The sequence below is a fragment of the Candidatus Accumulibacter contiguus genome, from assembly GCF_036625285.1.
Classification (GTDB): domain Bacteria; phylum Pseudomonadota; class Gammaproteobacteria; order Burkholderiales; family Rhodocyclaceae; genus Accumulibacter; species Accumulibacter contiguus.
This window is the reverse complement of record NZ_JAZKUC010000001.1, coordinates 658,135-673,654: the sequence shown is the minus strand read 5'-3', so window position 1 is coordinate 673,654 and position 15,520 is coordinate 658,135. Positions and strand designations below refer to the sequence as shown.

The 15,520-nt window shown below is 65.2% G+C and carries 16 protein-coding genes and 1 riboswitch; all 16 genes read right to left on the bottom strand.

Annotated elements, in window-relative coordinates; genetic code table 11:
* Positions 1-2: 2 nt before the first annotated feature.
* The 16 genes from V5B59_RS03275 to V5B59_RS03200 all read right to left on the bottom strand — a co-directional run bounded on the left by V5B59_RS03275 (position 3) and on the right by V5B59_RS03200 (position 14,992).
* Positions 3-1,385, bottom strand: coding sequence for a DUF4921 family protein (locus V5B59_RS03275; protein ID WP_248594808.1), 1,383 nt, complete (start codon positions 1,383-1,385; stop codon positions 3-5).
* A 72-nt stretch (positions 1,386-1,457) separates the two neighbouring features.
* A complete protein-coding gene (locus V5B59_RS03270; protein ID WP_034918969.1) occupies positions 1,458-3,305 on the bottom strand; it encodes an Hsp70 family protein in 1,848 nt (615 codons plus the stop codon).
* Positions 3,302-3,862, bottom strand: coding sequence for a DUF2760 domain-containing protein (locus V5B59_RS03265; RefSeq protein WP_034918967.1), 561 nt, complete (start codon positions 3,860-3,862; stop codon positions 3,302-3,304). The genes V5B59_RS03270 and V5B59_RS03265 overlap by 4 nt, the downstream gene beginning before the upstream one ends.
* A 268-nt stretch (positions 3,863-4,130) precedes the next feature.
* On the bottom strand, positions 4,131-5,165 hold the full coding sequence (gene cobJ / locus V5B59_RS03260; protein ID WP_169070215.1) for a precorrin-3B C(17)-methyltransferase: 1,035 nt from the start codon (positions 5,163-5,165) through the stop codon (positions 4,131-4,133).
* Positions 5,162-5,557, bottom strand: a complete 396-nt coding sequence (locus V5B59_RS03255) for a cobalamin biosynthesis protein (protein WP_034918979.1) — start codon at positions 5,555-5,557, stop codon at positions 5,162-5,164. Before V5B59_RS03255 ends, cobJ begins: the two co-directional genes overlap by 4 nt.
* Positions 5,558-5,618: 61 nt before the next feature.
* Positions 5,619-6,362, bottom strand: a complete 744-nt coding sequence (locus V5B59_RS03250) for a cobalamin biosynthesis central domain-containing protein (protein WP_169070216.1) — start codon at positions 6,360-6,362, stop codon at positions 5,619-5,621.
* Positions 6,363-6,365: 3 nt separating this feature from the next.
* Positions 6,366-7,181 carry a precorrin-2 C(20)-methyltransferase gene (cobI, locus tag V5B59_RS03245; RefSeq protein WP_169070217.1) on the bottom strand — a complete coding sequence of 272 codons (816 nt, stop codon included), beginning with the start codon at positions 7,179-7,181 and terminating at the stop codon, positions 6,366-6,368.
* A gap of 200 nt (positions 7,182-7,381) precedes the next feature.
* The gene (gene cbiE, locus V5B59_RS03240; protein WP_169070218.1) at positions 7,382-8,674 is read right to left on the bottom strand and encodes a precorrin-6y C5,15-methyltransferase (decarboxylating) subunit CbiE; all 1,293 of its coding nucleotides are present in this window, start codon (positions 8,672-8,674) and stop codon (positions 7,382-7,384) included.
* Positions 8,661-9,827 (bottom strand): cobalt-precorrin-5B (C(1))-methyltransferase, encoded by a 1,167-nt coding sequence (locus V5B59_RS03235; protein ID WP_169070219.1) that lies wholly within the window; start codon positions 9,825-9,827, stop codon positions 8,661-8,663. The genes cbiE and V5B59_RS03235 overlap by 14 nt, the downstream gene beginning before the upstream one ends.
* Positions 9,824-10,516, bottom strand: a complete 693-nt coding sequence (locus V5B59_RS03230) for a precorrin-8X methylmutase (RefSeq protein WP_169070220.1) — start codon at positions 10,514-10,516, stop codon at positions 9,824-9,826. Before V5B59_RS03230 ends, V5B59_RS03235 begins: the two co-directional genes overlap by 4 nt.
* A 19-nt stretch (positions 10,517-10,535) precedes the next feature.
* Complete coding sequence (locus V5B59_RS03225) at positions 10,536-11,462, bottom strand: sirohydrochlorin chelatase (protein ID WP_169070221.1); 927 nt, start codon at positions 11,460-11,462, stop codon at positions 10,536-10,538.
* The gene (cobM, locus tag V5B59_RS03220; RefSeq protein ID WP_169070222.1) at positions 11,455-12,246 is read right to left on the bottom strand and encodes a precorrin-4 C(11)-methyltransferase; all 792 of its coding nucleotides are present in this window, start codon (positions 12,244-12,246) and stop codon (positions 11,455-11,457) included. The genes V5B59_RS03225 and cobM overlap by 8 nt, the downstream gene beginning before the upstream one ends.
* Before the next feature lie 121 nt (positions 12,247-12,367).
* Entirely contained in the window at positions 12,368-13,243 is an 876-nt protein-coding gene (locus V5B59_RS03215; RefSeq protein ID WP_169070223.1) for an energy-coupling factor ABC transporter ATP-binding protein, read from the bottom strand.
* Positions 13,240-13,980, bottom strand: coding sequence for a cobalt ECF transporter T component CbiQ (gene cbiQ, locus V5B59_RS03210; RefSeq protein WP_332351574.1), 741 nt, complete (start codon positions 13,978-13,980; stop codon positions 13,240-13,242). The genes V5B59_RS03215 and cbiQ overlap by 4 nt, the downstream gene beginning before the upstream one ends.
* Positions 13,974-14,318 (bottom strand): energy-coupling factor ABC transporter substrate-binding protein, encoded by a 345-nt coding sequence (locus V5B59_RS03205; protein ID WP_169070224.1) that lies wholly within the window; start codon positions 14,316-14,318, stop codon positions 13,974-13,976. Before V5B59_RS03205 ends, cbiQ begins: the two co-directional genes overlap by 7 nt.
* Positions 14,315-14,992 carry an energy-coupling factor ABC transporter permease gene (locus V5B59_RS03200; protein WP_169070225.1) on the bottom strand — a complete coding sequence of 226 codons (678 nt, stop codon included), beginning with the start codon at positions 14,990-14,992 and terminating at the stop codon, positions 14,315-14,317. Before V5B59_RS03200 ends, V5B59_RS03205 begins: the two co-directional genes overlap by 4 nt.
* Before the next feature lie 128 nt (positions 14,993-15,120).
* A riboswitch (cobalamin riboswitch) is annotated at positions 15,121-15,328 on the bottom strand.
* Positions 15,329-15,520: the final 192 nt, after the last annotated feature.

The window sequence follows — 15,520 nt, the reverse complement described above, 5'->3', positions numbered from 1 at the left end:
GGCTAGGATTCGCTGCGCGCGTCGCCCGACAATGGCAGGAACTCGCCGTCGCGCGATTGCTGCAGGCGGACTGCAGGGTTGTACTTGAGGCAGTTGGGTACGCAGTCGCACTCGAATGCGATTTTCATCAGCGCGATCTTGCCCTGGTTTTTCAGCTCGAAGATCCGCGGCACGACTTTGTCGCGCAGCGATTCCGGGTCGATGGTGTTGACGTAGATCAGGGTACCGCCCTCGAACCCGGCGGGGTTGGAGACACGCCACTTGATCTGCACCCGCCACGGCATCGGCACATCGGCATCGGGCGGTTTGTAGTGCCATTCCTCGTTGCACGGGATGCCCGGCCCCATCGCGGCGTGGCAGGCGTGCACCAGATCCGAGACGGCGCGCAACTCATCGACCGAATGGTTCCACGGCTGGCTGCGCTCGCTCTTCGAATAGACCTCGAGCGTCGGAAACCGATGCCCGAAGCCGGCGAAGGCGATCGCATGGTCGTTCTCGGCGAACACCAGATTGCGGTAGGCCGCGTAATTGACCGCCTCCTCGTTGTAAATGTTCGGGTTGGCCCGCACCAGGCGGATCTCCATGTCATTGGAGACCCCGCGCTCGTCGATGGCGACCAGTTGTTTGTGCAGATGATCGAACGATGCGCCGGCCGGTTTCAGCCAGTTCTGGAACACGGCCACGTAGCGCACGTAGCGGTTGGACAGGTAGATTTCGCGCAGCGCCTCGATGGTGAAGCGAAAGTACTGGTAGTGCTCCTCGGGCGTCATCGAGCCGGAACCGGCGAGCTGATTGGCATGGGTTGCGCCGTCGATGAAATGGCGGTTGGCGATGATGAGTTCATGGCCGCCGCCGAAGAACGCGTTGGCCATCGCGATCTTCTCCTCGATCGGTGTGGCGCGGACCGTCGCCTCGTCGGCCCCGCAAAGCCGCATCCGCGTGTTGACGATGTCGAGCACATGGCGCCAGCCGCGCTCGCTCGCGAGGTAGTTGTCCTTGCGCGACTGCAGCGAGACCGGCAGCGTGTAGTCGTAATTCTTTTGCCAGTAATCGCAGGAAACGATCTCGAACAGATTCGGCACCCGCCGGAATGCCCAATCGGTATTCACGGTCTCTTCGGCCGACAGCCCCTTGATCGTTTCCCAGCCGGTGGCAGTGCGTACGAGACGGGCTTTCTCCGGCGGCGTCTCGAACAGCCGGCTTTCGCAGAAGGTGCAGTGCTTGCCGTGCCTGGCGGGATCGAGCGGTGCGCCGGCATGGTTGTCTTCACCGAGCGGGCGATGGCCGCGACCCGGCACCGTCCAGACCTCGGTACCGGTAAACGGGTTGAACTGCTTGATCGTGCCATCGCGCATGCGGATCAAATAGTCGGCGACCGGCATCATGTCATGCGTTATCGGAGCGTGAGTTCGAGGTTCAGGGAAGATCGACATCATACTAATTGACGGGTGACGCAATCAGTCGCTGGCTCCAGCGCGCACGTCGAACTCGACTTTCCAGTGCTGCGGACCATCGTGCGGCAGGGCTTCGAGTTCGAGCGTGCCGGCTTCGGTGATGCGCGCATGCAGCCTGACGCGCACCACCTCGCCAGCGGCACGGCCTTCGCTGGGCAGGGTGGTCTGGATCTCGTCGAGTTCCTGCAGTTCTTCGGGTTCCCAATCGTCGAGCAGGGTGCCCACCTGGTCCTGACGGCGGACCGACGAGCCGAAGAAGCGAAAGCGCACCTGCTCGCCGACGACCAGGCCGAATTCCAGCTCCGACAAGGCGGCTTCGCTGCCTTCTTCCATGCCGAACGGTGCCAGGCACAGCGCCTGCACCGGTGGCTGCAGGCCGGGTACCGCGGGCATCACCGATTCGACCGCGACATAGTACGCCTGCGCCGTGCCGCCACGGATACGCACGCCCTGGCCGCGCCGGACGTAGCCGTAATAGGCGGCACCGCGCGCGACGGCGAGGTCGAGGTCGGCGCCTTCGAGCAGGCGTGCGGCCGGGGCGGCCTCGGCGGTGAGCCAGGAATTGACCGTCGTCAGGGTGCGCTCGGCGAGCAGTTCGGACTTGAAGACGCCGCCGTTGAAGAGCACGGCGGTCGGATGCAGAAAGGTCGCGTCTTCGGGCAACTCGCCGGTGAAACCCTCGAGATCGGCGGTCGCGGCGACCTGGCGGGCGAGAAAAGCGGCCAGGTGACGGGTGATGGCAGCATCCTGCGCGTAGGGCAGGCCGAGCTGCGTCAGGCCGCCGCGTCCACGGCCCTGCGGGCGATCGGCGATCTTTGCTGGCGGGAAGAAACCTTCGAGCAGCGTTGCGGTGAGTTCTGCACGCGTCAGTTCGCTGCGGATCGATCCGCCGATCAGCTTGGCGCCGCGGCTGGCGATCACCAGCGGCACGGCAGCGAGATCGGGATCGCTGAGCAGCGTTTCCTTGGCACCCCGGCAGGCGTGCGTCAGCGCCCGCAGTTGCCAGGCGTCGAGCTTGCTGCCCTGCGCGGCCAGCTTGCCGGCGACGGCATAGGCCAGCGCCAGGTCCATGTTGTCACCGCCGAGCAGAATGTGCTCGCCGACGGCGACACGATGCAGTTCGAGGTTGCCTTCCCGTTCGAGCACGGCGATCAGCGAAAAGTCGCTGGTGCCGCCGCCGACATCGACGACCAGGATGATGTCGCCGGGCCGTACCTGTTTGCGCCAGCCGCCGGCGCTCTGCTGAATCCAGCTATAGAGCGCCGCTTGCGGTTCTTCGAGCAGGGTCATGCGCTCGCAGCCGGCGGCACGCGCCGCTTCGGCAGTCAGTTCGCGGGCCGCCGGGTCGAAAGAGGCGGGAATCGTGACGACGATCTCCTGCTCGACGAAAGGGGCCTCCGGCTGCGCATCATCCCAGGCGGCGCGCAGGTGTCCGAGATAGCGCAGCGAGGCTTCGAGCGGCGACAGGCGCGCCACTTCCGGCGGTGCGTCGTTGGGCAGGATTGCCGCGCGCCGGTCGACGCCGGCGTGGCAGAGCCAGCTCTTGGCGCTCGACACCAGGCGGATCGGCGTTGCCGCACCGCGGCTGCGCGCCATTTCCCCGGTCGCATAGTCCAGTTCATCGGTCCACGGCAGGTCCAGATCGCCGTCGGCGAGCTCGCTCGGGTGCGGCAGGTAAATGAATGACGGCAGCAGGCCGAGCGCCTCGATTGAACCGGGTGCGGTCAACTGCGGCACCTGCAGCACCTCCTGCACGACCTGCTCGCCATCGCAGGCGCCGATATCGACGTAGGAGAGAGCGCAATGCGTGGTGCCCAGATCGATTCCGATCGAAAATTTTGGCTCGCTCATAGTTCCACCTCTGCGGGGGCAACGATGTTCAGTTGATGACTGCCGCTCAACTTGGGCAGGCGGGTTTCGACCACCCGCCAGCCGCGGTGAGTGATGCTGCCGTGGAAGGGGGGTTGGCCGACGACATTGCCGGTGACGCGAATCGCCGCTGCGTCGAAGCCTGCCGGCAGCGTGATCCGGCTGCCTTCGGCTTCATCGCGGACCGGGCGGATCGTGAAGTTGTCGTGCAGCACCTTGCGACAGCCTTCATGCACGACGCGTACCGCAGCGCCGATGTCGGCGTCGGCATAGGCGGCGACATCCTCCTGAATGAAGTCGATGAAGCGCGCCTCGCGCTGCAGCAGGCCAAGGAGTTGCAGTGCGCCGTCGGGAGCGGCTTCCCGGAGCGGCACGACGACCGGTTTGGGTGCCGGCGCCGCTGCCGAAGGTTCGGCGCGCTGTTCTCCGAAGCGCAGCGCCTGCACGCGCGCGGCAAACTGGCCATCGGAAAGGATCGAGAAGAAGGTGCCAAAGGCGAGGGAGATCCTGCTCAACAGGGAAGGATTGGCTGGTTTCATGAAATGGTCCTGGTGTCTGCCGCAGCAGCTCGGTAAGGGGCTTCAAGACTCCGCCGCAGCCCGCAGGCAAGCGTCGCGCCGGGTCTTCTGCGAAGAGGGGCGATCGCTCTGGTTTGCGCATGCTGGCCGTGGCCGGGGTGTGAGACAACGCCAGTCGAGGGATGCCGCACGGCTGGAAGCCGAGCTGTGGCAGACCCTCCCGGTGTGCCTGTTGCAGTGCAATATATACGATTTTTCGGTTTTCGGGTAGCGCCGGCCAGTCGCAGTGTCATTTGTGAAGCCTAAGCTCGCAAGGCCCGCAGGGCCCACCTTCGCCTTGAACTCCGTTGTCTGCACCTTCCGCCTCTTGTTGAGCCTGCATCCCGGTCGCCAGCACTGCGGCAATGTAGTCTTCCGGCAGGCGATATTCGACAGCCAGTTCGGCGGCGCTCTTGCCGCTGGCCTGGATGCTCGCCATCCAGCCTTCGAGGCCGGTGGACAGCGAGCGACCAGCCTGTTCGCCAGCACGGGTGATGCTTTCCCCGGCTTCGACGGCGTACTTGTTGGCGTAGCCACGCGGCGTCACCATCAGGCCGTGCCGGATGAAAGTCCTGGAATTGCCGATCAGCACCGTCGACAGCATGCCGATGTCGCACTCGTTCATGCGCTCGAGCGTCGTCAGTTCGATGCTCTGCTTCGGGCGGTAGCCGGATTTGACGATGGCCACCGGCGTCTGCGGGTGACGATGGCGCAGGAAGAGACGCCGGGCCTCGACGATCTGCCGGGTGCGGCGGCCGCTCTTGGGGTTGTAGAGGGCGACGACGAAATCGGCATAGGCGACGGCATCGAGCCGGCGGGCGATGGTCGGCCACGGCGTCAGCAGGTCGGAAAGCGATATGGCACAGAAATCGTGGGTCAGCGGTGCGCCGACCAGCGCCGCACAGGTATTCAGCGCCGAAGCGCCAGGAACGATCTCGACCTCGATCTCCGAGTCCGGCGTCCAGCCGGCCTGGAACAGTACTTCGAAAGTCGGCCCGGCCATCCCGTAAACGCCGGCATCGCCCGAGGAAATCAACGCTACCTTCCTGCCCTGGCGGGCACGCTCCAGCGCCACGATGGCACGGTCGATCTCTTCGGTCATCGATTTCCTGATGATCTCCTTGCCCTTGACCAGATCGGCCACCAGACGGAGGTAGGTGGCGTAACCGATGACCGTGTCGGCTTCGGCAATCGCCGCGCGCGCGCGCGCGGTCAGGTGCTCACTGCTGCCTGGGCCGAGGCCGACGAGCATGATCTTGCCGGTTTTTTCAAGGGGAGCGTTCATTGGGGGATCCTGGCAATGGAGACGGTGACATGGCGGCCATCGGGACCGCGCAGCTTGTGTTTTTCGATCAGCAGCAAGGACGGCTCGGCATTCGCCGCCAGCAGCGCCGCCGCTTCGGAGACCGACGGCGTGCCGGTATGGCGGCGAACGGTTTCCGAGGGATGCGGCACCGCGACTTCGGCGAGTACCGCTGCCGGATAAAACGAACAGCGCCAGCCATTTTCCTCGACCACCTGCAGCAGGCCGGGCTCGTCGGCCTTGAGGTCGATGCTGGCGACCGCACGCACGTCGGCCAGCGTCGCAGCGCAAGCCGCCAGCGCTTCGGCGATGCCTTGTGCGATCGTCGCCGACGGCGTGCCACGGTCGCAACCGATGCCGAGGGCGACCTTCATGCCGCTGCCCTGCGGCAAGGAGCCAGCGCGGAGTATTCCATGGCAGAAGCCGGAACCCTCTTCAAGCTTCGGGAGGGGGGCGATAGACGATCCGCTTTCCCGCCAGTCGGGAGGCCAGTTCAGCCGGCATCGCGCGCGTCGCAATCCACAGCACGGCAGCGAAGCGGTCGGCATCGACGTCCTCCAGTTGATCGAACAGCGTCAGATTCGCCGGCAGGGGCCCCCGCCGGCCATTGGCGTGGTTTGCCCACCAATCCCTGCTGCCCGCCTCCTGGACCAGTGCGACGGCTTCATCATTGACCACCGCGGCACTGCAGCGGACCAATTCGGCATGCGTCGCTTCGAACACCCAGCCGAGTTCGCGGCCAAACAGGTCGACGGCCAGCGTCTGACGAGCGTCGGAAGCGGTGGTCAATACCGGCGTCGCGCCGAGCGCGCCGGCCAAGTGCCCGGCCAGTGCATTGGCACCACCGAGGTGGCCGGAAAGCACCGGGATGACGAACCGAGCGGCTTCGTCGATGACGATCACCGCCGGGTCGCTTTCCTTGCTGCCGAGGTGCGGAGCGATCAGGCGGACGACGGCGCCGAGCGAGACGATGGCGACGATCGCGTCAACCGCGGCGAACCAGGCCGGCATCTGATCACCGACCTTGCCGGTGTAGAACCGGGCGGCGTCTGGCGCTGCGGCTTCGGCTTCAGAGCGGAATTTCTCCGGCGCGAACAGGCGGGCGCCGGGTAGTGCGGCGACGATCCTGCCGGCCAGAGCGACCCCGTGGCGGGTAATGGCCAGGACGGCGACCTGCATCGCTCAGGGCCTGCTGGCTGGATCGATCGCAGCCAGCGCCGCTGCGCCGGTTTCCCGGCGCTGGCGGCAGCCACGGCGCAGTTCGCCGCGCAGCCGTTTCGGGTTCTGCACCAGCATCAGCGACAGGTAATTGACCTTTTCGCCCTTGAGGCTGGTGACATCGCGAACGATACGTTCATTCGGCGAGCCGACTTTTTCGATGAACACCGAGGTCGTGAGCAGTTCGCGCCGCGCCAACAGTTCGATGATTTCATCGATCAGCGGTTTCACCTTCAACAACGCCAGAGTGTCGAATTCGTCGAGCAGGTGGTCGATGAGTTCGATGCCATAGGCGGCAGGGATGATCGCGAAGGTCTCATCTTCCTCGGCGAGAACGGTGTCGGCGGCGGCGGCGGCGGCGGCGAACGAGGACACGCCGGGGATGGTCTCGACCTCGATGGCCGGTACCAGCTCGCGAACGACGCGGGCGAGGTGGCCAAAGGTGGCGAAGGTCGAGGCATCGCCTTCGACCAGAAAAACCAGGTCGCGCCCTTCGCCAAGCAGCTCGACGGTGCGTTCGGCGGCGCAAACCCAGGCGCGGCCGAGAATCTCGGGGTCGCGGGTCATCGGGAAGAGCAACTGTTCGGCATCGGCCGGCACCGTCAGACCGCCGCGCTCGACGATCGACAGCGCATACGACGATTCCTCGGCTTTCTTCAGCGGGTATAGCCAGCGGGCGCCGGATTGCAGCGCTGCCCAGGCCCGGCGGGTGATCAGCCCGGGGTCACCAGGACCGAGCGAAGCGCCGATCAGCCTGCCGTAGCGTGTATGTTCAGACATTCAGGGTCCTTTAATTGGTCGAATCCTTGCGAAAGTACATGGCCAGAGCCGTCAGTCTGCCCTGCTGGCCTCTGCGAGGGCATGGATGCCCCCCTCTCCCCCAACCCCTCCCCCGCGAGGGGGGAGGGGAGCCTATCGGTCACTCCCAACACTATGATTCACATCCTTTCTCGGGGCAGTCCCCAGCACGGTCGAATCGATCACGCACAGTCCTCGCTCCGCCTGGCGGTCACCACCCAGATCGGGTTCTGCGCCGCCAGCCGGTGCATGTCGAGAATCGGCTGACTGCGGCTGGCCTGCAGTTGCACGAGGTCCCAGACGGCATGGCGTTCGCTGAGCACCGCCGTCGCGGTGGCGAGATTCTCCAGCGTGACGAAGTTCATCACCAGCCGGCCACCCGCTTTCAGACGGGCCAGCACCCGCTCGATCAGCGCGGCGAGTTCGCCGCCCGAGCCGCCGATGAAGACGGCGTCCGGGTCGGGCCAGGTGTCGAGCCCGGCCGGTGCCCGGCCTTCGACCAGGGTGTAATTGCCGATCCGCCAAAGCGCCGCATTGGCGCGCGCGTTGGCAGCGTCGGCGGCATTCTTTTCGATCGCCCAGACATGACCGAAGGGCGCCAGTCTCGCCGCTTCGAGGCCGACCGAACCGGCACCGGCGCCGATGTCCCAGACCACCGCGGCTGGCTGGATGCGCAACTTGGCGAGCGAAAGGGCACGCGCTTCCTGCTTGGTGATCAGACCTTTCTCCGGCGATCGCTGCCGGTATTCGAGGTCTTCGAGACCGAAAGCCGGTCCACCGGTGCCGGCGGGCCGTTCGACGAGCACGATGTTCGGTTCGGGAAAGGCCATGCCTGCGACTTCGTCTGCGGCAAGATCGGCAAACAGTCGTTCGTCGGGCATCTGCAGGCGGCAGGCGATCGAGATCCTCGCCTCGCCGCCATAGCCGGCCGTGATCAGCGCCCTCGCCAGTCGCGCCGGGTTGTTTTCGGGACTGGTGAACAGCGCGACGCGCGGGTGCATGGCAATCGCCCGCAGCAGCGGATACAGACCGTGTGCAGGCGTCGCGCCGACAAACCATTCGCCGGCATCGGCGCGGTGACACGAGGCAATCCGGATGTCCTGCCAGGGCGTCTTGAAGCGGGCAAAGGCCAGTTGCAGCGTCGACACGTTCGGCAGGATGTCCACGTCGTCACGCCCGATTCGGCTGCTCAGCCAGGAAGCGATGCCGTGACAGAGCGGGTCGCCGGTGGCCAGCACGGCGACGCGTTGGCCCGCGGCGCGGGCGCTCAGAATCCAGTCGGGAAGCTCGCCGAGCGCGCCGTCCATGTCCCTGATCATCGCCGTGGCCGACAGCCAGGGACGCACCAGTGCCAGTGTGCGGCCGGCGCCGATCACCAGCTCGGACACGGCCAGTCGCTGGCGCGCCGCATCGGACAAGCCGGCCCAGCCGTCATCGAGGATCCCGATCAGGGCGCAGGGTTCAGGCCAGCTCATCTTCTTCCAGACGACAAATGAAGCGTCCTTCGAAATCGCAGACCAGAATACTGAGCTGGTAAGGGCCGGGGTAAGCGCTTTTCAGGCTGCGGATGGCCTTGCCGGCCAGCGAACGGTGGAAAGCAAGGCTCAGGCCCAGGTTGGCGAGGCGTTCGGCAGCAAAGCGGGCCGTTTCGGCGGCACGGATCGCCTCGACCAGATCGGGCGGTGCACCGACTTCCTGTGCCGATGCAGCGAGAATGTCACGGTCGATCTCGGCCTTCCAGGCATGCGTGACGCTGAGTCCCTGGCAAATCTTGGTCAGCTTGCCGACCATCGCACCCAGATAGACACGAGCCAGGCGGTGTTTGACCGCCGACTGGAAAGCCGCCTTGACGAAGTCGCCCATCTGGACGAAGCACGCTTCGTCGAGTTCCGGCAACTGGCGCATGGCGAATTTTTCGGTGCGCCCGCCGGTGGTGAAGACGACCCTGGTCTGACCCTGCTTCGCCGCGACATCGACCGCCTGGACGACGCTGGCGCGGAAAGCGGCCGTCGAATAGGGACGGACGATGCCGGTAGTGCCGAGAATCGAAATGCCGCCGATGATGCCAAGGCGAGCGTTCAGCGTCTTTTTCGCCATCGCGTCGCCACCGGGAACGGAAATGGTGACCTCCAGACCGTCGTGGAGCAGCAGTTCGCCGGCGACTGCAATGACGTTGTCCCGGATGTTGCGGCGCGGAACCGGGTTGATGGCTGGACCGCCGACGGCGAGGCCGAGGCCGTCTTTGGTGACGACGCCGACCCCGAAACCCCCCTGGAGAAGCACCTCGCCGGCCCGTTGCGGCAGCCGCCGGACAGCGGCCGTCAAGTGTGCGCCATGCGTCGCATCCGGGTCGTCGCCGGCGTCCTTGACGACCACCGCATGCGCGACCCGCTCTCCACCCTCTCCATCGAAGCGCCCGCCGCTGACCGCAAAGCGGTGCTCCTGGCCATTCGGCAGACGGCAGAGAACGCTGTCCGGTAGCACGCCGGTGAGCAGGCCGAGCGTTGCCGCGCGTGCGGCGGCGGCGGCGCAGGCGCCGGTAGTGAAACCGCTGCGGTTGCCGCGTGCGCGCCGGCCATCGCCCTTGCGGACCCTGGCCGGAGCGAGCGCCTGCCCGAGGTCGCTCAAGCGGTGCTCTGCTGCGCCGCTTCGGCGAGGCCGAGCAGCGCGTGCATGCTGGCGACGACCAGCGTCGAACCGCCCTTGCGGCCCTTGATCGCCACCCACGGGGTATCGGTCAAGGTCATCAGCAGCGCTTTCGATTCGGCAGCCGAGACAAAGCCGACCGGCATGCCGATCACCAGCGCTGGTCTGGCTCCTTCTTCGCGGATCAGGCGGATGACTTCGATCAGTGCCGTCGGGGCATTGCCGATGCCGACGATGGCGCCGTCGAGCCTGCCGAGCCGCTGCGCCTTGCGCATCGCCTGGACGGCGCGGGTCGTGGCCTCGGCCCTGGCCAGTTCGATGACCTCCGGATCGGAAATGTAGTGCTGGGTACGCATGCCGAAGTGCCTGAGGCGTGGCGCCGAAAGGCCGACGCAGATCATTTCGACATCCGCGACGATCGGCGTGCCGCCCTTCTGGACAGCTGCCAGACCGGCCCGTATCGCATCGGGGTGAAAGGCAGTCAGGCCGTTGAATTCGAAGTCGGCACTGGCGTGAATGATGCGGCGCACCAGTGGCCACTGTTCGTCGGTGTAGTCGTGCTGCCCGACCTCGGCGTCGATGATGGCAAAGGAGTCGTGCTCGATGGCGCGGCCGGCGGCAGTGAGCTGTTCGGTAATCGTATTGGCGGCAGTAGGGGTGGCCGTGGTCATGTCCGGAGTCTCCGAAGTCTCAGTCGTGTGGATGGGCACAACCATGATCGTGTGCATGGGGGTGCCGGTGATCGTGAACCGGGGCATGGCCGCAGCCTGGAGCGGCCAGGGCCGTATGGCCGTGCTCGTGCAGATGCTCGGCCTCGGCCAGTTCGCGATACTTGCAGCCATCGCATTCGAGCATGCCACCTGCGGGGGTCTCGCCGCAGACCTTGTCGTCGAGCAGGTCGAAGATGCCCTTGTCGAAGCCGAAGTGGCTGCCCAGGCCGAAAGCGACCTGCGGATATTGCCGCTGCAGGCGCTCGACCTGCGCCTTGATGCGCTCGATCAGCACGCCGGTAAACAGGTATACCGGAATGATGCAAATCTGCATCATGCCCAGCCTGATCTGGCGCTGCACCACCGTTTCGAGGCGCGGCCAGGTGACGCCGGTAAAGGCGAGATCGACCAGTTCATGCTCGTTGGCCTCAAATATCCAGCGTGCCATCCTGGCCAGCTCGCCATTGGCGCCGATGTCGGAGGAGCCGCGCCCGAGCAGGATGACGCCGGTGGTCATCGGATCGGGCACGGCCAGCTGCTTCATCAGCCGGTCGAGCTGAATCTGTAGTACGGCAAAGATTTCGCGACCCATGCCGATATGTCGGGTGACGGCGAATTCGACCTGTGGATGCCGCTCGCGCGCCCGCTTCAGTGCCGCCGGCAATTCCATTTTGACGTGGCCGGCGGCGTTGAGAATGAAGGGAATGACCAGCACCTTGCGCGCGCCACGCGCAGCCCGGTCGAGACCTTCATCCAGCAGCACTTCGGCGTGCTCGATGAAGCACACCTCGATCCGCCACTCGGGGTGACGTTCGCGCCACTGGGCCGCGAAATGCAGGGTTTCCTTGTTGCCGTCGCGGTTGCGCGAGCCGTGGCCGACGAGGAGGAAGGTGGTTTCATTAGTCATGATTCGTCTCGGTCGCCTTGCGGAAGCGGTGCGTGAAAGCAGGGTCGTACAGTTTTGAGCGCACCAGGTCGGGCCAGTCGGCAGCACCCAGCGTCGGGCTGGCGACGATCATCGCCTGACTGCCGACCTTCGCGGCCTGGCATTTCTGCTTGATGTCGGCGAGCGTGCCGCGAATGATCTTTTCCTGGCCCGGCCAGCTCGCCTTGTGCACGACCAGCATCGGCGCATCCTCGGCCCAGCCGGCGGCACGCAAGGCTTCCTGCACCTTGTGCAGCAGAGTGATCGACAGGTAAATGCAGAGCGTCGCCTTATGCACGGCCAGGGATTCGAGATCCTCGCCCGGCGGCATGGGCGTCCGCCCGGCGACGCGGGTCAGGATCACCGTCTGCGTGACTTCCGGCAGGGTCAGCGTTTCGCCCGCTGCGGCCATCGCGGCCATCGCCGAGGAAACGCCGGGAACGACTTCCCAGGCGATGCCGGCGGCCGTCAGCGGTTGCGTCATCTCGATCAATGCGCCATAGAGGCCGGGATCGCCGGTCTGCAGGCGAACGACGACGGCGTGCCGGTCGGCACGCTCGATCAGCCAGCCGGTCATCTCTGCCAGAGTCATGTCCTTCGAATCGCGGATCTCGCAATCCGCCGGCGAGAACCGCGTCGCCGCCTGGTCGACCAGCGATCCGGCAAACAGTACCGCGCCGGCTTCCTCGAGCAGACGCCGGCCCTTGACGGTAATCAACTCGGGGTCGCCGGGGCCGGCGCCGACAAACCAGACTTTTCCGGGCATTAATGTGAAAGTCGCGTCAGCGACTCAGGAATCTCCCCTCCCCACTTGCGGGGGAGGGGTCGGGGGAGAGGGAGACGGTCATGACTTCCATGATCGAGGGTGCCTAGAGAAGTCATGATCGTTAGACCATCCTCTCGAAATGGGGCGTGCAGCTGCGGGTTCCCAGCAGAGCGAGCAGATCGCTGATCTTGCGCGGCCAGGCATCGCTCGGGAGGACGCCGAGTTTCTTCAGACGGTGCTGCAGTTCGATCACTCCGGGCAAAGGCAATCCTGCCGCCGACAAGGCCTCGCCAGCCGTCGCCAGATGCGCCGCCGGCAGCGATGCGCTACAGCGACCGGCAACCATCAGGTGAATCTGGTCCGCCCAGGCGTAGGCAAAATCGATGTCGTGCGTCGCCAGCAGCAGGGTGATGCCACGCGCATGCAAGTTCTCAAGCACGGCCAGCAGATCTTCCTGCATGGCGTGATCGAGGCCGGCCATCGGTTCGTCGAGGATCAACAGTTCGGGCGCCATGGCCAGAACCCCGGCGATGCAAACCCGCTTCTTCTGGCCGAAACTCAGGTTGTGTACGGGTTTGTCGACAAACGCTGCCATGCCCACGGCTTGCAGCGCGGCACTGACGCGTTGGCGTGCCGTGGCGACGTTCAGACCGAGGTTGAGTGGCCCAAAGGAAACGTCTTCGAGGACGCTCGCCGAGAACAGTTGCCGATCCGGATTCTGGAAAACCATGCCGACCTTGCTGCGCAGTTGGCGCAAGCCACTGCGACGGTAATCCACCGCTTCCCCGGCGTAGTAAACAACGCCGGATTGTGGTCGCAGCAAGCCGTTGCACTGCTGGAACAGGGTGGTCTTGCCGGAACCGTTGGCGCCGATCAGGGCGTTGCGGCTGCCCCGCCGGACGGCGATCGAACAGTCGTCCAGTCCGCTGCTGCCATCGGGGTAACGGAAGCAGACCTGCGCCAGTTCGAGCAGGAGGTCGTCTGCCGAGCGCGTCATGACATCGCCACCGCCAGTGCAAGCAGCGTACTGCCAGCGGTCATTGCGATGGCCAGGTCGCGACCGGCATGGGCAAAGACCGGCGCAAGAAAACGCAATGGACCCTCGTTGTTGCGCGCCTGCGCCGCGACATGCAGGTCGTTTGCCCGTTGCCACACCTGCAGCGTCAGATTGGCAGTCAAACCGCCCAGCGAGCGCAGTGCCAGGCGTGGTGTCGCGTAGCCCAGGCGCGCCGTCTGGGCGATCCAGGTGTCCTGCACCGCCGCGGAGAAGACGAACAGCATCCGGTAACAGAGCACCATGATTTCGAGCACGATCTCGGGGGTCTTCAGTCGGCGCAACAGGTTCATCAGATCGGGAAGCGGCGTGGTCAACGCGAGAAAGAGCAGCGCCGTCAGCGCAGCAAACGAACGGGACAATACCTGCGCCAGCTGGTTCAGGCCGTTCGGGAGCAGTTGCAGCGTGATGCCATGCTCATCGACGCCCAGCGAGAACGCCAGTGACAGACTGCCGAGAAGCAGAAAGGCCAGTGCTGGCGAGGCGACGCGCAGGTAAGGCGCTGGCGCGACACCGGCACCCAGCAGCGTGATGGCGGCGAGAATCGCCGCCACGCTGGCAGCGACCATCGGTGTGCCGGCGGCAAAAGCGGCGATCAGGCCCGCGAGCGCAAAGCTTCCCTTCGCCGCCGGTGAAACCTGCCGCCAGCGGTTGGCGTAGGCCGACTGCTCGATCAGCACCGTGGTGCAGCTCCATTGGCTTCTTCCGCTTCCCGGCGCAGCTTTTCGCGGGTCACCGAGACACCCAGGTAGTAACCGATAAAGCCGGCACCCAGCGCCGCCTGCAAGGCGAACAACAGGGAGGCGATTTCACCGCTGGCCGGCTCCATCAGTGGCTGGAACCAGGGCTGGAAATCAGGATCGATGGCGCCGATGAGATCCCTGGCCTGGTTGTCAGCGCCGGCAAAGAGCTCGACGGGATGATCGGCATTCGCCGCCGGTTTCTGCACCAGCCACAGCGGCAGCGCAGACAGCAGGACCACGGCGACCAGCAGCAACAGGTTTTGCCGGCGTTTCATACCCGTACCTCGTCGTTCCCGACGAGCTGCAGATCCTGCAGTTCCCTGGCGTTGAAGCGCGCCAGGGCATTGAAGATCAGCACCGTCAGCAGTCCTTCGCTGATCGCCAGCGGGATCTGGGTGATCGCAAAGATGCTGGCGAATTTGGCAAAGGAAGCGACAAAACCACCCGTCGGATCAGGGAAGGCCCAGGCCAGTTGTACCGAGGTGGTGAGGTAGGTCAGCAGGTCGCCGAGGCTGGCGGCGAGAAAGACACTGGTGGCAAACGAGAGTTTGATGCTGCGCGCCACACGAAACACTGCGGCAGCGGCGAACGGACCGACAATGGCCATCGCAAAGAGGTTGGCACCCAGCGTCGTCAGTCCGCCGTGCGCCAGCAGCAGCGCCTGGAAGAGCAGGACGACCATGCCAATCGGCGCCATGGCTGTCGGGCCGAAGAGAAGGGCACCGAGCCCGGTGCCGGTGGGGTGCGAGCAACTGCCGGTCACCGACGGCAATTTGAGCGCCGAGAGAACGAAGGTGAACGCGGCGGCAACACCCAGCAACATCCGCTGTTCCGGATGTTCGCGGATACGTTTCTTGATGACCCACAAGCCATAGGCCACGCAGGGGGCCGAAGCGAGCGTCCACCCCAGGGCGTGTTCGACCGGCAGAAAGCCTTCCATGATGTGCATGCTTCTCTCCCACAGCGAGCAATGGCAAGCCGTGCCAGGCGGGGGAGCGGTACCTGCGGGTCGGAAGAAAAGCCGAGAAAACCTGCTGTCGGCGAATCCACATAGCCCTCCCTTTACCCCGGGGAACGGCACTACGTTTGATTTGGGCCGGTTTTCTGGCTTGCCGTCGATCTTCTCCAGCACCTTCCCATGCGCGAGCACAGTGGCGTATTGCGGAGTCGTCAGGCTTACAGCAGCGGGGGCTGCGCCGGAATGTCTGAAGATTCAGATTCACCGGCTTCCCGTTTCACCCGCCCCACGAGCGTGGGGCAAGGTACCCAAAACGGGTCAATTATACGACAGAGCCTTGGCAGTGCGGGTCTTCTCACGATTGACCGCAGTTGATGGGTGGACATATACTCCCCCGAGCAGCTGGAGACTGTGGCAAGCGGCCATCTGACACCCACTGCGCAGATCCCCCGGCTCCGCCGATGCCGCCCACGGCGGAGCGTGGCACATCGGTGATCATTTTACTTTCGACTCATTGCA